This is a genomic window from Salinivibrio costicola subsp. alcaliphilus (genome assembly GCF_001996185.1).
In the GTDB taxonomy this organism is placed as follows: domain Bacteria; phylum Pseudomonadota; class Gammaproteobacteria; order Enterobacterales; family Vibrionaceae; genus Salinivibrio; species Salinivibrio costicola.
The window spans coordinates 1-13,065 of the sequence record NZ_MUFR01000057.1 but is presented as its reverse complement, the minus strand read 5'-3'; the positions used below and the strand labels follow the sequence as shown (position 1 = coordinate 13,065).

At 42.0% G+C, this 13,065-nt stretch carries 15 protein-coding genes and 1 pseudogene; 3 read left to right on the top strand and 13 right to left on the bottom strand.

The window, feature by feature from the left end; translation table 11 throughout:
• Nucleotides 1-87: 87 nt before the first annotated feature.
• From BZJ21_RS14270 to BZJ21_RS14245, 6 genes are all read right to left on the bottom strand, one after another.
• Nucleotides 88-654, bottom strand: coding sequence for a hypothetical protein (locus BZJ21_RS14270; protein ID WP_077670132.1), 567 nt, complete (start codon nt 652-654; stop codon nt 88-90).
• A gap of 58 nt (nt 655-712) precedes the next feature.
• Nucleotides 713-1,396 (bottom strand): hypothetical protein, encoded by a 684-nt coding sequence (locus BZJ21_RS14265; protein WP_077670131.1) that lies wholly within the window; start codon nt 1,394-1,396, stop codon nt 713-715.
• Between the two features lie 123 nt (nt 1,397-1,519).
• Nucleotides 1,520-2,095 carry an O-methyltransferase gene (locus BZJ21_RS14260; RefSeq protein WP_077670130.1) on the bottom strand — a complete coding sequence of 192 codons (576 nt, stop codon included), beginning with the start codon at nt 2,093-2,095 and terminating at the stop codon, nt 1,520-1,522.
• Between the two features lie 83 nt (nt 2,096-2,178).
• A complete protein-coding gene (locus BZJ21_RS14255; protein WP_077670129.1) occupies nt 2,179-2,649 on the bottom strand; it encodes a PDDEXK family nuclease in 471 nt (156 codons plus the stop codon).
• A gap of 69 nt (nt 2,650-2,718) precedes the next feature.
• Nucleotides 2,719-4,782 carry an ATP-binding protein gene (locus tag BZJ21_RS14250; protein ID WP_077670128.1) on the bottom strand — a complete coding sequence of 688 codons (2,064 nt, stop codon included), beginning with the start codon at nt 4,780-4,782 and terminating at the stop codon, nt 2,719-2,721.
• Nucleotides 4,779-6,170 carry an SIR2 family protein gene (locus BZJ21_RS14245; protein ID WP_077670127.1) on the bottom strand — a complete coding sequence of 464 codons (1,392 nt, stop codon included), beginning with the start codon at nt 6,168-6,170 and terminating at the stop codon, nt 4,779-4,781. The genes BZJ21_RS14250 and BZJ21_RS14245 overlap by 4 nt, the downstream gene beginning before the upstream one ends.
• A gap of 179 nt (nt 6,171-6,349) precedes the next feature.
• Between BZJ21_RS14245 and BZJ21_RS14240 the strand changes: the two genes are divergently transcribed.
• A complete protein-coding gene (locus tag BZJ21_RS14240; RefSeq protein WP_077670126.1) occupies nt 6,350-6,628 on the top strand; it encodes a type II toxin-antitoxin system RelB/DinJ family antitoxin in 279 nt (92 codons plus the stop codon).
• Nucleotides 6,621-6,893: pseudogene (locus tag BZJ21_RS14235) on the top strand (type II toxin-antitoxin system RelE/ParE family toxin). Before BZJ21_RS14240 ends, BZJ21_RS14235 begins: the two are co-directional and overlap by 8 nt.
• 80 nt (nt 6,894-6,973) lie before the next feature.
• On the opposite strand, the gene BZJ21_RS14230 reads toward BZJ21_RS14235, so the two are convergent.
• The 7 genes from BZJ21_RS14230 to BZJ21_RS14200 all read right to left on the bottom strand — a co-directional run bounded on the left by BZJ21_RS14230 (nt 6,974) and on the right by BZJ21_RS14200 (nt 11,623).
• The gene (locus BZJ21_RS14230) at nt 6,974-7,528 is read right to left on the bottom strand and encodes a hypothetical protein (RefSeq protein WP_131826354.1); all 555 of its coding nucleotides are present in this window, start codon (nt 7,526-7,528) and stop codon (nt 6,974-6,976) included.
• Between the two features lie 202 nt (nt 7,529-7,730).
• Complete coding sequence (locus tag BZJ21_RS14225; protein ID WP_131826353.1) at nt 7,731-8,057, bottom strand: hypothetical protein; 327 nt, start codon at nt 8,055-8,057, stop codon at nt 7,731-7,733.
• Between the two features lie 85 nt (nt 8,058-8,142).
• Entirely contained in the window at nt 8,143-8,766 is a 624-nt protein-coding gene (locus tag BZJ21_RS14220; protein WP_077670123.1) for a Type 1 glutamine amidotransferase-like domain-containing protein, read from the bottom strand.
• A gap of 113 nt (nt 8,767-8,879) precedes the next feature.
• Entirely contained in the window at nt 8,880-9,281 is a 402-nt protein-coding gene (locus BZJ21_RS14215; RefSeq protein WP_077670122.1) for a GFA family protein, read from the bottom strand.
• Nucleotides 9,282-9,391: 110 nt separating this feature from the next.
• Nucleotides 9,392-10,003: a hypothetical protein gene (locus BZJ21_RS14210; RefSeq protein ID WP_077670121.1), complete on the bottom strand. Its 612-nt coding sequence runs from the start codon at nt 10,001-10,003 to the stop codon at nt 9,392-9,394.
• A gap of 1 nt (nt 10,004) precedes the next feature.
• Nucleotides 10,005-11,030: a hypothetical protein gene (locus tag BZJ21_RS14205; protein WP_201788229.1), complete on the bottom strand. Its 1,026-nt coding sequence runs from the start codon at nt 11,028-11,030 to the stop codon at nt 10,005-10,007.
• A 92-nt stretch (nt 11,031-11,122) separates the two neighbouring features.
• Nucleotides 11,123-11,623: a DUF4365 domain-containing protein gene (locus BZJ21_RS14200; protein ID WP_077670120.1), complete on the bottom strand. Its 501-nt coding sequence runs from the start codon at nt 11,621-11,623 to the stop codon at nt 11,123-11,125.
• Nucleotides 11,624-12,345: 722 nt separating this feature from the next.
• Between BZJ21_RS14200 and BZJ21_RS14190 the strand changes: the two genes are divergently transcribed.
• Nucleotides 12,346-12,792, top strand: coding sequence for a phage integrase N-terminal SAM-like domain-containing protein (locus BZJ21_RS14190; protein ID WP_077460226.1), 447 nt, complete (start codon nt 12,346-12,348; stop codon nt 12,790-12,792).
• The last annotated feature ends 273 nt before the right edge of the window (nt 12,793-13,065 follow it).

Here is a 13,065-nt window from a genome sequence, read left to right as displayed (position 1 = left end):
GTTCAAGCTTCTGCTGTTTGGTTAAAGTCACTTTCATAGGTAGGAATCATGATCCTGTTTCTACGTAAAATCAAGCATCTTCAATGATCACGGGTATATTAGCATGTTGCTTTCTGGTTGGAAGCTCTCATTCAGGTCAACAACTCTTGCGTGATGTACCTGAAGCCTCATCAAAACATATGATAGGTAGCCTGCAACTTCCGGCTCAGCAAGCGCAATACAGCGGCTAAATATCTCTTTATAGTTTTCCGGTAGTTTCGGTACAGGAGCCTCTAAAGGGGTCTTACATCTGTCTGAATCATCTTTCGCTCTAGTCCATGCTTCTGTAAGCAGGTTGGCGCTCTGCTTAAAGTAGGAAGTGAGTTCGCTTAAAGCCTCAGGGAGGAATGATCTTGCGGCTAAAAACTCCCTTTCCCGCTGCTGATTTGCATGGTGATTCGAAATATTGAATGCGACCAAACTCGATATGAAAGCAAGAATTCCAACATTTAGCGCCTGCCAATCCATCCAGACTTTTTGAACATTGCTCCATCCCCCTCCACCACTAAACCAAGGATAGATGACCATACTAAAAAAGTACAAGCCTACCGCTGGGGTTCCAACCCAGTTCAAGATGCGTATAAGGCTGTCAGCTTTTATCAATCCTAATCGCAATTACAATATTCCTTAATCTAAATGCTAGAAATCAGTCATTCTCAATGAGCATAACGCCCTAATCAGCCGCGCCGTTTTTTGGCGTCGGATGAATTTGATTGTTAGCTGTATCTACACCACTCTTAGTTTGAATCCAGCCATCGATGTAATAAAACAATATATTGATAGCATTAGTAAAGCAGTCCACCGCCTCTGTCCAAGAACATTCTGGATACTGAATATCTTCTTTTCCAATATGAAATGTCACCGTTCTATCATTGTCATTAAGACTCTGTACAGCATTAGATAAATGAGAGCCAGAAAAATGGATATACCCACATAAGTTTTTATATACGTCTTTTAGCCAAGGGTATTCAGGACTCAGAACTTCGACTAAATATCCATCATTCATCTTTTTCCCGTTTCTGTCCTTCAAATTTCTAATTTGTTTACCACCTATTACATCCTTAGCAAAATCGTGAGGCTTCTCTGCAAGCCAAGTCGCAGAAAATCGCAAAAACGTATCAATTTGAATTCTAAGTAATGATCTAGCCGCTGCCATATTTTTCGCTTCAATTAATGTAATGAAGCCTTCCGTATTACCGCTAGTTCTCTTCATCGCAGCGATTGCAAGGAGATCTACATGAAACATGTTGCCATTATCTGCTGAGAAAACAGCTTTCCCAAGATCCATGATTTGAGATTCAGTACTTCGGAGCTTGATAATAGCTTCTTCGAGACTTTTGGATTCTATTCGCTCCATCAGATTTCCTTATGCAGCTAACGCCAAGCTCACGCGAACGAGAGCAAAGACCGTTTTTTGTGTAAAATTGAGCGCAGAGAAACACAAAAACGGGCTAGCGTTAGTGTCGCGTGCAGCGCCTTGTTATGCATTCTTGCAAGCCACAAATTCGCCTTTACCAATCGGCACAGTTACAGTAGTAAACTCGCCTGTGTTTTTTAGGAAGCGGATAAACTCCTCCATTTCTGAGGCATGAGATACAGCGTTGTCACAGATAAGCAACCCCCCTGGGCGAACCCGCGCGATGACATGACGAGCGAACTCAATGTACTTTGAACGATCGGCGTCAAGGAAAATCAAATCAAACTGCACGCCGTCTTTGCTCAAATAGTCAGAGGCGTCGCCTTGCACGACTGTTATCTTGTGGTCGAGTTTTGCCCGCTTGAAATTTTGAGATGCCTGCTCAATTTTATGTGGGGAGACTTCCAGAGTAGTTACATGTCCATCCGCTGGTAGCGCAGATGCTAACCACAAGGTTGAGTAGCCATTGGATGTCCCGACCTCTAGGGCCTGTCGCACTGCACTGGCTTTAATGAGCACTGCCAAAAACTCTCCGGTATCCCTCGTAATGTTGAGGTACTTGAGCTCCTTCTGCTTTACCGTCGCGTCGTTCTCTTCCCCTAGCTGCTCAAGCTCTCCCAGAAGCTCTCTCAAGTCCATGGTAAATACTCCTTATGCATAACGCAGAGCGCACCGGTGGCCTTTTTGGAGCGGAGAAAAGGACATCCGTGTGACGCGTATTGTTAAATTGTGACCAGCCGGGAAAAATCCGTCTCGATATACTTCTTGAAGCGCTCATGGCAGTGCTCCGTGTATTCCCCTGTTTCTTTATTCTTGCGCTTCCCATTAAACCATATCGAGCGTTTCCCTTGGTTTTTACCTGTGCGATTCTGCACCGACTCCTGAACAAACTCTTCTGAAGTCATTATCCAGAAAGTCTCCATGCGCTCAGAGTAGAAAACGAACCAATAATTATCCCGGATTTCGTGTGTGAGCGCGGCAAACAAAGCCGCGTCTCCCATTTTGATATCCTTGGATCTCGCCTTGATTTGGACCTCTATAAAGGTACCATCAGGCCGACGAATAACCGCATCAATGCCATTGTCATCGATTAGCGGCATGTAGACGTCAATGCCTTCTTTAAGCATCAACCCGGCCACCCAGTACTCGATGCGCTTTCCAAATCCGGCTGAATGTCTAAACGTGATACTCATAGAATTTAACGCCCCACTCACCGGAATTTGAGGAGCGGAGCGAGTAAAATTCCCGAGTGCAGTGGCTTGTTAGCTCTGCTGCCACTCCTTAACAACTTTATTCCAATCAGCATTTCGTTCAACTGAATTCCCGTCTTCATCTTTTCTTGTCCACACGTCCCAAAAATCAGGATCGTCTGAATGTGGCTGTTGCTCTTTTGTTAGGTTTTTCATTTTAACCAAAACAGGAAGTTCTGATGCCCATCCCATGAGAATTGCATGCTGAGATGGTAATGAAGGCAACTCTCGGAGTAGTCCGCGCAAATTGTCTGGTACCATTTTATGTACTTGCTCTTGATCTCTATCGTTACTAATCCGATGCAATAGAAATGTATTGCATTGAGATAGAACTGTAGGTGATAACTCCGAAGGTCGTTGTGAAGAAATCACCATGCCAAGGCCAAACTTTCTTCCTTCACGTGCGATTTTTTCAAATACTTGGCAACAAACAGTAGCAACATCCTGGTTTTCGGAGTCATCACGATAGCGTTTAATAAATGTATGAGCTTCTTCAGCTACAAGCACGGTTGGTAAGGATTCGTTATTTATCCGCCTATAGCGTTGCAATGACTCAAAGATAATCCTTGAGATAACAGCGGTCACAAGATGGGTGATTTCATTTGGTACTAAAGAAAGATCAATAATTGAAACACAGCTGTCACTCTCATCTGATCCATCCTTACCTATGTAGCTTTCTAACCACTGTGCTAAATCGACCCTCTGCTCCGCATCATTAGTGATGGGCTTCATTCGTGTATCAGTTAGCATTGTTCGTATGCGTGCCACCAAATATTCGACATATTGTTCACTACCATTTTCTTGCGCTAATGCTTCTAAATAGGCAACTAGGTTATTTCCTTCAAATGGTAATGGAATATCTTCACTCTTAGGCAACAAATCATGCTCATTACCACCGAATTTCTGAAATGCGGAAGCCACTTTATCTATAATGCTGTCAATTTCTGGCACAGTAGCCTGTAAAGTAGCGTATTGTGCACTTCTATCTTCTCTGTACTGGCACATTGCAGTAATGACTGCTGTTAACTTATGGTCACCTAATTTATCTCTATAGGCTTCAAAACTTTCTAACCATTTGCCCATAGCCTCATTAAAACCTTTTGCAGGCCCATATCCACCAAATGGCCTACCTGAACTCTTATCATGTTTTAAAGTAACTAAGACATTACCGAGAAAGCGTTTTATTTCAATATTTAAATCTGTTTCAAGTTCAAATTCTTCATTTCGCATTGCTCTCAAAGAGCGCTTTAGCAATGGCAGCTGTGCTTTTGGGCTTGCTTGTGTGAAAGACGCCCATTCAGCGCTATTCCAAAACCAAGAAGGTACTTGGAGTTGATTCTCAGCTTCTCCAGCTTCAACTTTAAAGACACGGCCTTTAAATTTTGTATCTGAACCTAATGCACGACTGTATTCACCATTAGGATCTAAAACAATAAATCTAGCATTGGGTTTTTGTTCTGATTTTATCGCTGCTTCCAGCGACCATTGAATTAGGCCAGCAACTGAACAAGACTTGCCACTACCTGTGTTTCCTAGCACCGCAATATGGCGACCAAATAAGCGGTCAGGATCGACAGCAACGTTAGCGTTATTCGCAAGTGGGCTTTTTCCTATAATAACTCTACGATTATTACCAGATTCAACAATCGATCTAAGCTGTAAATCTGTTGGTAGTAAGATAGCAGAACCAATTGATGGAAATGATTCAGAACCTCGTTGAAACTTGAACGAGTCAAAACCTTTTTGTGATACTCGCTTGAGAGTTCCTACCGGATTTAAACTGATTTTTTTCTGTGGGAAAGGCAGATTCACTAAACCAAAGTCTTGGACATCCCTTTGTTTAGGATAAGGCGAGCTCTCAACGGCTAGCCACTCAATTTGTCCAACCAAGTAACCATTATCACATGAGACTAAAACATAACTGTTTACCCTTGGAAAATTTCTTGGCGTTCCAACATTTAAGGCTACAGCATCAGGTGAATCAATATCGAGCACTGCTCTAATTTCATTTGGTGACACAAAATCGACAGTGCCAACTCTTAATTGTTCTCCTTGCTCAATGGGTAGGGAACTCATTCTTCACCACCAATTGCACTTTGAATTGCAGCTGGATATAAGCCTCTTGATTTCAAAAGCTCAGCCATACGAATTGACGTGCGATCTATTGCAGCTTTAGGAAGGTAATAATCGACTAGTGTTTTTAGGTCTCCGAAATGATCACCTAGTAATAAAGACATTTGAGCCTGACGCCCACTTTCCTTTATAAAGCTCATAATTCTTCCAAGTGGATCGCCATAAGCAATAATCACGATATGCGTTGATGGTATAGTTAGCATATCCATGAGAACTCGATTTATATGCTCGTCACCAAAACTATAGCCGTAGGTTACAAGTGTGCTATTCGGGCGGCATGTCGCTGATGCTAAATCTCTAAATAATTCGACATAAGGATATTCTGATGTCTCGCGGTCTTTAACTGAATTTGGATAAATCATTAATTTTTGATAATTGGCTGCTCCAGCCCCTTCAACTTCTAAAAATGGCTCGACAGTAGCTGCACCGAAAGGAAGGCCAAAACGCCTGATAGCACCTTCATTTGCATACCAGTCTAATGAGCCATGTAATTTTGTAAAACGCGCAACTCCTTCCAGATACCTAGGCTCACCACGAATACCGGGAGGATTATAATGATAATCTACCTCTAATCGGGATGACCGGAAGAGCGGCGCAATACTGCCAACAAATCGATCGACTAATCTAAGGCCAGCTAATTCAGCCCCTGTTTCTAAAATACGATCATAATTAGTTGTAAATATATGCAATCTATCGCGTGTCGCAGTTCGACTTGCGAAGCTCATCAAAAAATTAACTAAATAGTTAAACGTTTCATTTTTTCGATTCGGCTCTGCGTCACGGATTGATTTTTCTCCATTGCTCACTGAGTCCGAGAATAATTTCAAACACCTTGATAATTCACTTTTTAGCTCAACCAATTCATTTTTAAAATTTCGATATGGCAGTGTACCCGGAGGCGCTGGTGGCACAGGTAAATTCTGTGCCGTCAAAATTTCTAATCCTTTAATCAATTCATTTATTGAACGAATCTGATCTTCAATATTTCCGCCTTCCCTTCCTGAAGCTTTTGCAGACATAGTTACATAACTATCAATTTCACCTTTACACACTTTTAGATCGGTGATCCACCCCATGCCTTGTGGAAGAGCCCCTGTAGCAAGCTGTTGAACTGCTGAACTAAGGCCTGCCCCGACGAGTAAATTGAGGTGTTCAGATTGGAAGAGTGCTGTTAGCCAAGGTTCTATTCTTGCACGCAGAAAGTCAGGAGTAATTTCATCTTGTGTTTTAGCCCAAGCACAGTCGCCAACAACTTTAAAAGTACTATTATCACCATTCAAATCCAACTGTACTGGAGATTGGTCATCGCCTAGTTTTAAATATTGAGTCAAGTTATATACATCCTTATTAAATGGTGACACCTAAATAGGAGCTAACGCCGCCAACAGGTGCCCATTTGTAGTGAAGCCGCAGGCACAACGAAAAATGGGTCGCCCTGCTTGGCATTGTTACATGCTTTTGCTATACTTTGTATCACATTGTATTACAGATTCACACATTTGGTGATGTTATGAAAAACGAAATGCTGAGCACCCGAATTGACCACGACACCAAGTTAGCGTTTACTCACGTTTGCGAGAGTATGGGACTTAGCCCCTCTCAAGCAATAAAGCTTTTTGCCAAAGCGGTCGTTAATTACGGCGGCATACCCTTTGAGCTTAAAGTCAAGCAACCCAATGCAGCAACAGCCTCAGCCATCTCCGAGCTCGAGTCCGGCAAGGCAAATACTGCCAGCAATATTGAAGAGCTATTCGAAGAATTCAATATCGGTAAGACCGACAATGCTTAAACTCGAGTACTCAAGACAATTTAAAAAGGACTTCAAGAAAATAGCAAAACTTTAGATTCCCGATGTAGTTGAAGTCGGTCATGTCATTAAACAATTACAGCTCGGGGAAACACTACCGGAAAAATACGTTGATCATTCTTTGTCTGGAAACTGGCAGAATTATCGAGATTGCCACGTAAAACCGGATTTAGTTTTGATTTACAAAGTCGATGACACCTCTCTCAAACTGGCTCGAATTGGCACCCATTCCGAACTATTTCGATAACATGTAACGCCTGCATTTGCGGCTGGTTTGGAGCGCAGCGGAAAACCAGTCCGACAACATGTGCTTGTTACATTCCGGTACTATTTGATACCAAATGCAGCAACAATCAGGGCAATGGCAACACCTATTGAAACCCGGCCCCACCATGTGTCGTGCCACGCTGGGTCTGTATTCGTAGCATTGCTAATAACAACGTCTACTGTTGCTGATTCCGCTACAGTATCGATTCCTGCTTCCTTACGCATATCACGCAGTGCGATTTCTTTCTCAATTTCTGCCTTAAGTTCATAATACTTGGATCTCAAGGACCGATGATCAGAAATAAATAAAGCACATATGAAAACAACGATTGCAGGCGGAACAATCACTTTGTAGAAGCCTAGAATATCTCTACCTTCGAAAGGCACTGCTGTTATCGATTTCCAAATCTCAGAAATACCAAAAACCCAAGTGATTTCGATCAGCCATTTCATTCCAGCATGAATTTTTTGAGCCAGATGAAACTCGCTGCCGTCAGTCCACAAATAAACGCCTTTGACTACTGCCATTAAGAAATATATGACTGCAAGCAAGGCCACTAAGTAAGATAGTCTTGAACGCCTGCCTGTTTTCTTAAGTTTTTCCTTTAACTTCAATTTAAACTCCATATCTTAATGAGGAATGTAACGCCTCGTTCACCGGCGAGTAAGTTGGCGCTGTTTTGCGTGCATTTTCTTTTAGCAAAGACCGCGACAACTGTATCGAGTCCGAGTGCAACGACTTGTTAAGTGTTGTTTTTACCACCAGAGTGCATAGCCTTTTCTGCATCATTTAATGCTGTAGATAACGCAATGTACTCTAATGGGTTAACAATGCCGTCATTAGTTTTAATTTTTTTATTGAATATTTTATAAAATAGCGATGTGGAATAGGCATAAGTGTAGAAATAACCAAAGGAATTGCAAGACAGCCAAGCGCAAACCAAATACCTAAGTTTTGATAAATCAAATACGCAACATAATATTTACCAATTTTAATTGGCCAGATTAGCGCATACCAATAAGGCAACATTAACCGCCCTTGCTTCGGATCTATTTCAGCATTTCTACTTATTTCAAGGCACGAACGTTGCATAGCAAAGAAATATAGTTCAACAAAAACAAGTAGAAAAAACATATATAACACGATAACTCTCTCCTGAAAAACTTAACGCTTTACTCACTGGAAAATGACGAGCGTCAGCGAGTTATTTTTCCAATGCAGTAACTTGTTAAGTTTTGGCATCCCAGACTTCAAATTTATCGCCATGTATGGCAATCGCTTGTGTGTTGCTAATGGGGCAAAGATCTATTTCCTCTTCAAAAATAGAGATGATTTTCTCGACTGACTCTTTAAATGGGAAGTTTGTATGGTGAGGAACCGGATAAAAATCAATCATTCCTAATGATAAAAACGTGCCAATGTTCGACGCGGCAGTGAAATCATCCATTTCTTTTACATACTCAATATTACGTGAAAGCACAATGGAACCAGCAGACTCACCAATATACATTTTCCCTAAATTTATTTGTTCAGATATAACTGTGTCCGCGCCTGTTCTTTGCAGCTCTTGAAGGAGAAAGAAGGTATTACCACCAGTAACATAGATATAGTCATTATTTTTGAGCGTACTATCTATTTTTTCTTTGGTTGCCGTTGAGATTTCAAGTTCGTCAACAATTATTCCGCGCTCTTCAAGGGCTTTTTTGCCAGCATCCACATAAAATTTAACATCTTCGACAAGGCTCGCCGTAGGTATGAATGTAACAGCTTTTCCTGCACATTTTTCCTCGGCGAACTCCACGAATAAATCTGCCACATCCACGAAAGATGAAGTTAAAAACATCTTTTTCATTACATCTCCTTTCTTCCCGAACACTTTTCTAGAAACTTAACGCTTGGCTTTGCGGCGTGCCGGAGCGCAGCGTAGGTTCGTCCGCCAACAGCCACTGGTTATGTGATGGTAGCTCACTCTGGCAGCCCCTCAAACTTTGGCACGTCCCCTAACCCCTCGTCCCAAACAGCTTTGCTGGATGAAAAGATATGCGCGGTTGGCGCCATAGAGATTTCAGTATCCAAGCATCCTGCCGGAACGACGAGCAATCCTGGGATCTGAGTACTTGGCAATGCTGAGCCACACAACTTACAAAAGCTTTTGTTATGACGAGTGCCTGGAAGCGTAAAGGACGTCACAGCATCTGCACCCGACCGCCAGGCCAATTTAGCTGACTGTGAGAATAGATTTGCCGCATGAGCCGACCCCGTATCTTTTTGGCAATGCTGACAATGGCACAGGTAAAAGCTATCGAAATCACCTGTTAACTCAAAGCTCACGGTACCACACAGACAAGAACCGAAATGATCAGTCATCAGAACTCCTTCTATGGCCTGTGGATGAAATACACATAACGCTTCAATAACCGGCGCAGCTTTGCTGCGTCCGGCGCCGAAGGCGCGTAGTTAATTGACTTGTTACATGCTTAACCTTCATGATATTCCCACCTTAAAAAGTTCATAACTATTGCGTAAATATTGAACACAAATGACTTAAGAAGAAGCAATAAATAAACGAAGCTACTCCCGATTAATGTATAAGCAGTTTTTATAAGAATGCTCTTTATGAAATTTTCATTTGGGAACAAGCTCACCACATTTGCTATGAAGCCATCTGCTTGACCAAGAATCATTACTAGTAAGTAGAATATAGATATTGCAATGTAAGCAATAAAGACCTTCATAAAAGTAAAGAAGTTATACTTCAAAGTTGGAAGGCCAGTCTCTTTGTTGATGTGCTCCATCATAGCCAGCATCATTTTTGGCTTGGATAATGTCGCAAATATTGTAAACCCCGCAATTAGAAAACCTAACGTTGTTATACTAAAGTTAAAACCGAATTCTGACCATTTCCTAGCATCACCTAAAATAATAGCCTCATCATCAACTAACACAAATGCATTGAGTCCAAGAGCCAGCATTATCAAAAGTAAAAAGATAACCTGAAATTTACTTGGGAGTATTCTGCGCGAAAGTTTATATACATCCCACAGTGACTTCTCACTAGTTAAATCTTTGTCTTCAAATGAATAGCTCATTTTATAACCCACGGAATATGCTAACCACTTTAGCAATAACTTCGTCGGCTAAAACAGGTAATTTAATGACGTTTTCGGCAACTAGATGCTTGAATTGTCCATACTTGACTGTCGCAGCTCGCTCAGCATCGCGCGGCAAATCTTCAAGCTCTACTGTTAAACTAAAGTCATCATTACTGCCGTTGATTGTATCGCCCTGCTCGTCATAGCCTTTAAGCTTTACTTCAGAGTTACCTAATCCAGATGCTGCGTTAGCTTGTTCATAAACCTTATCTCCTTCCAAACCCTCTTTGGGATTAGAGAATTCAACTTTTGCAGCCTTACTATTCATTTCTTCTCGGCGTCGGCCAAAGTCAGACCAAAAATCATCATTATCAATTTCTTCTCTATTAGTTGGCAGCAACTTAATAGAAACCTTATCTATATGCTTTAAGCGAGTAACAAAATCTTTTAAAGACACTTTATCTGACAATGGCGTGATACGAAGGATTGGGTAAGGGTATCTGTTTACTAAAGATTTTTTCGTTACTCGTTCAACTTCTGGGTTCTCTCCCTTTATTTTTTTTGCTTTTTCAAACTCATCTTCTATGAATTTTTTGTGTTGTTGTTTTAAGCAGTATTGGCTAGTACTTTGAAAGTTTGAAATAGTTGGAGCACCTGGAACTTCTTTACAAAGAATCAACCTATGCGTATTAAGAATTAGCAAGAAAGTCGAGCTTGGGGCTGTCTCAAGTTCGCTTTTATCCTCAATTAACCCTCCATCCTCACGAAATATCTGATCACGCTTGAGCCTAGTATTTTTAACAATCTTTCCAGAAATGCCAAGCACAGGAGCTTCTGGATTATCATCAAGCTTAATTAGCTTTGTATCTAAGAAGAAATACTCTCCTTTATCCTTCAGGCTTCTAACGTATTTCATTTCATGAAATGAAGGCATCACAACTTCATTAAAAAGATCTAGTAGAACCTTATCTTCACCAAATTTTAGTGTGTAATTTCCAAATTCTAATTTTTTAGTAAAAGCCACGATATCTCCTTGGCATGTAACGCCGCCAGCACGCGCGGTTTTGTAGTGAAGGCGAAGCCGCAACGAAAAAGACGTCGCTGTGCCTGGCCTTGTTAATTTCTCTCGTCTTGAAGTCGCCCTCTCCTGCGAGCAGCCAGCTTCTCATCTGTCACGTTCCGGACGTGGTCGTAAATATTGTTCCAGTCAATGTTTCTCAGAACATTCGTCTTTGGAATGTGGATAGTAAACGAATCATGCTCCTGAGCAGGCTCAGGCACTTCACTAAGCAAAAGCCAATAAGCCTCATCATCGCGCTCGACATATTTAACAAGCATAACAACTTGTAGCTTGTCCCACAGATGATTATATGTAGGTGTCGCCAATCTAATAGTTTCATTCTGTCGATCGGTGCTTTCGGCAGAAGACTTGAGTTGTATCAATAGTTCAAGTCCAGTTGCCGCCTGATCATCATAAAGATCAACTCGTAAATCCACACCGTAATCTTGAGCTGGTTTGTCACAAGTCCAATTTCGTGGCAAATGATTCCGGAAATGTCTTTCGGAGACCTCTTCCAACTGGTGATTGTTTATCCTTTGTGGATACTGATGTGCCACCTATGTCTCCTTGAGAAAATTAACGCCGCCAGCACACGCGGCTTTGTAATGTAGGCGCAGCCGCAAAGAAAAATCCGTCGCCGTGACTGGCCTTGTTAAGCGCTACTGCTACAAAGCGCGCTACGTAAATTATGGTGCGGGGAGAAGGAATCGAACCTCCTCTCGTTTCTCCTGGATCGGGAAGGCAATTCACAATTACTGATCTCTCGCTCGGATTGAAAGTGTCCCACCAGGCCTGCAGAAACGCCACCCCGCACCAAACGCATGTAGTAAATACGATCAGATTTTCCATGACTACCTCCATTATGGCTTTCGCTTTCATTTCAATATTCACTTCCAATCCGAACGAGATCACTGCTCTCGCTTCAATACCTACCGTTACCTCCAAGTCGTCTAATTTTGTACGCTTAACATTGTATTAGTGCGCGTGCTCGATTTGTCAAACCCGTTATACGCGTCATTTTTTAACTAACTACTTATAATTAAACACATTTTTAGCGATTGAGGCAATCACTTTGCCTGCGAAAGTGTGCATGCCGCCTATCCCGGCCAAGGCGTTCACACTATCCCCAAAGGATAAATTGTAACCCTATGATTATATTGTATTAATATTTTCTCTTTCGGCGATAATGTGAATGTGCCTCGAAAAAGCGTGCACACCATTTGGCTTTCCTTACCAATAAGCTGTATGAATAAACAGTCTTAGAGGGAGGGAAAAGATCATGACCAAAAGTCCGTTTATGGCAAGCCTTCAGCACGAGATTAGGCGACGAGGCTATGCGATTAGAACCGAGAAAAGTTACTTGTACTGGGTTCGTCGATTTATCCTTTTCCATCACAAGCAACACCCTACAGAGCTCAGTGACGAGGATGTAAAAACGTTTCTGTCTTATTTGGCGAATGCGCAGCAAGTTTCACCAAACACACAAAAGGTTGCCCTCAATGCATTAGCCTTTCTTTACAACCAGTTTTTAAACCAACCGCTAGGTAAGATTGCGTTTAGTCCGTCCAAAAAATCGCCGCGAATTCCAATTGTGCTCAGTAAAGAAGAAGTTGCCAAAATTTTTACCTACCTTAGCGCAAGAGATAAGCTGATTTGTGGGCTTATGTACGGCAGTGGCCTACGCATCAATGAGTGCTTGAGGTTACGCATTAAGGATTTACTTTAACACCCGCGCTACCGCCCTTTGGTTAGCGGCATCCAAAAGGCCTTACAGGGCAATTTTTGCGGGCTAGGTTATCAGACGCTGGGCAGTGTGTTTAGGCAAAGGGGTCTAAAATGTTGGCGGGGTCAGAATTTAGAAGTTTTTGGGGGTATAAACGCAAAAAAGCCGCTGACTGAGCAGCGGCTTTTCTATATGTGGCGGAGAGATAGGGATTTGAACCCTAGAAGGGCTATTAACCCTTGCCGGTTTTCAAGACCGGTGCTTTCAACCACTCAG

Excerpts from the sequence above, each read along its gene's own strand:
- BZJ21_RS14265 (WP_077670131.1), bottom strand. The coding sequence starts at position 1,396 with ATGGAGCGAATAGAATCCAAAAGTCTCGAAGAAGCTATTATCAAGCTC.
- BZJ21_RS14260 (WP_077670130.1), bottom strand. The coding sequence starts at position 2,095 with ATGGACTTGAGAGAGCTTCTGGGAGAGCTTGAGCAGCTAGGGGAAGAG.
- BZJ21_RS14215 (WP_077670122.1), bottom strand. The coding sequence starts at position 9,281 with ATGACTGATCATTTCGGTTCTTGTCTGTGTGGTACCGTGAGCTTTGAG.
- BZJ21_RS14190 (WP_077460226.1), top strand. The coding sequence starts at position 12,346 with ATGACCAAAAGTCCGTTTATGGCAAGCCTTCAGCACGAGATTAGGCGA.
- BZJ21_RS14255 (WP_077670129.1), bottom strand. The coding sequence starts at position 2,649 with ATGAGTATCACGTTTAGACATTCAGCCGGATTTGGAAAGCGCATCGAG.
- BZJ21_RS14210 (WP_077670121.1), bottom strand. The coding sequence starts at position 10,003 with ATGAGCTATTCATTTGAAGACAAAGATTTAACTAGTGAGAAGTCACTG.
- BZJ21_RS14220 (WP_077670123.1), bottom strand. The coding sequence starts at position 8,766 with ATGAAAAAGATGTTTTTAACTTCATCTTTCGTGGATGTGGCAGATTTA.
- BZJ21_RS14250 (WP_077670128.1), bottom strand. The coding sequence starts at position 4,782 with ATGAGTTCCCTACCCATTGAGCAAGGAGAACAATTAAGAGTTGGCACT.
- BZJ21_RS14240 (WP_077670126.1), top strand. The coding sequence starts at position 6,350 with ATGAAAAACGAAATGCTGAGCACCCGAATTGACCACGACACCAAGTTA.